Source organism: Nonomuraea sp. NPDC059023, from assembly GCF_042740095.1.
In the GTDB taxonomy this organism is placed as follows: Bacteria; Actinomycetota; Actinomycetes; order Streptosporangiales; family Streptosporangiaceae; genus Nonomuraea.
Map to the genome: position 1 here is coordinate 1 of NZ_JBHYIO010000122.1, position 1951 is coordinate 1951.

At 73.9% G+C, this 1951-nt stretch carries 2 protein-coding genes; both read right to left on the bottom strand.

What is annotated here, in order from left to right; translation table 11 throughout:
- Window positions 1–235 precede the first annotated feature (235 nt).
- The gene (locus tag ACFWYW_RS59285; RefSeq protein ID WP_379626529.1) at window positions 236–865 is read right to left on the bottom strand and encodes a response regulator; all 630 of its coding nucleotides are present in this window, start codon (window positions 863–865) and stop codon (window positions 236–238) included.
- Window positions 866–902: 37 nt separating this feature from the next.
- A partial coding sequence (locus ACFWYW_RS59290; RefSeq protein WP_379641484.1) for a sensor histidine kinase occupies window positions 903–1951 on the bottom strand: 1049 nt, incomplete at its 5' end.

Consider the following 1951-nt stretch of genomic DNA (forward strand, 5'->3'; position numbering starts at 1 on the left):
GGTGCAGATCTCGCAATCCACACCGAACCCGGAAGCCCTTCCTTATGCCAAACCGATCAACCCCTGTACCTAACCTCCGTGGTCAGTACAGCTAGCTCACCACCAGCCGGGCCGCCTGAACCCTCGAACCCATCGAGGAGGCCGGGCGTGGCCAGGGCGATCCGGTCCGCGATGGACGAGACATGGCCCTGGTCCCCGGCCTGCCCCCGAAGGAGGCTTCCGGTCCCCGGCAGGGTCAGCGGGCGGCTCCGGAGCTCCAGGCCCAGGCGGCGATCCCGACCCGGTTGGCGGCGCCGACCTTGCGCTGGATGTTGGCCAGGTGGGTCTTGACGGTGCCCGGGCTGATGAACAGTGCGGTGGCGATGTCGGCGTTGGTCCTGCCGTGCGCCACCAGGACGGCGATCTCGCGTTCGCGGTCGGTGAGAGGGTCGGGTGGCGGCGCCTGGCCGGCTTCGGCACGAAGGTGGCGCAGCAGTCGCACGGTGACCTGCGGGCTGATCAGCGTGTCGCCCGCCATCGCCGCCCGGACGGCCTCGATGAGCAGCGTCGGCCCGGAACGCTTGAGCAGGAACCCGGCCGCGCCGTTGCGCAGGGCGGTGTGGACGTAGTCGTCGAGGTCGAACGTGGTCACCACGATCACCCGCGTCTCCCGCGCGAGCCGCCGGGTGACCTCCAGGCCGTCGAGGCCGGGCATGCGGATGTCGGCCAGGACGACGTCGGGCCTGAGGTGCCTGGCCAGTTCGACCGCCTTGGCGCCGTCGGCCGCCTCGCCCACGACGGTCATGTCGGGCTGGGAGTCGAGGATGAGCCGGAAGCCGATCCTGACGTCGTCCTGGTCGTCGGCTATCACGATCCGTGTGGTCATCTTCTCCGCTCTCGTGGGACGGCGGCGCCGTACCGTGTCATGCCGGGATCACCGCCGTGAGCCGCCAGCCGTCGGCGTGCGGGCCCGCTTCCAGCGAGCCGCCGGCGGCGGCGAGCAGTTCCGACAGGCCCGCGAGGCCGAATCCGCCCTTCCTGGACAGGCCGATGCTCCTTCTCCCGTCGGTACGGCCCGCCGCCCCGTCGTCCTGAACCCGGACCTCCAGCCGGAGCCGGTCGGCCCGCACGCTCACCTCCACGGCGCCCGCCCGCGGCGCGTGGCGGCGGACGTTGGTCAGCGCCTCGCTCACCACCCGGTACGCGGTCGCCGACGCCTCACGCGAGACCCCGTCGGCCGCGACGTCGAAACTGACCCGCACCGACGGCGGGAACCCGCCGGCCAGTTCCTCCACGCGTTCGAGCCCGGGGGTCGGCGCCCGGTCGGGGTCGTTGAGCATGTGGACGGTGCGGTCGAGCGAGGCGAGCGCGCGCCGGCCGCCGTCCTCGATCCGCCGCAGGGCGTCGGCGACCTGCTCGGGCAGTCCGGGCGTGAACCCGGCCGCCTGCGCCTGCACCAGCATGCCGCTGACGTCGTGGGCGACGAAGTCGTGCAGGTCGCGCGCGAGGGCGAGCCGCTGATCCTGTACGGCCGCCGCCACCGCCCGCCCCCGGGCCTGGTCCAGCCAGCGCAGGTAGAGTCCGGCCCCGGCCGCCGCGACCGCGGGCAGCGCCCAGGCCGCGCACGCGCCCAGGATGAGCGGCGGCGGAGCGTTCCACACCTGCCTGAGCAGCACGAGCGCGACCGCCAGGCCGGGCACGAGGGCGGCGGCCGGGCGGCGGCGCGCGGCCAGGAGCGTCAGCACCAGCAGCGCGGGCAGCTCGGCGAAAAGCCACCAGGTCCCGGCCTGCGCACCACCTCTGGCCATCACGGTGACGGCGGTGACCAGCAGCGAGACGCCCCCGGCCACCAGGGCCACGACCTCGGGCGGCAGAGCCGCGAACCTGGGCGCCCGGCGCGGGAGGAGGGCCGTCGCCGCCGCCAGGACGGCGGTGACGGCTGCGAACACGTGCATGGGTTCGAGGGTAGATG

Bases quoted from the DNA above. Each gene is read 5' to 3' on its own strand.
- ACFWYW_RS59285 (WP_379626529.1), bottom strand. From the start codon at position 865: ATGACCACACGGATCGTGATAGCCGACGACCAGGACGACGTCAGGATC.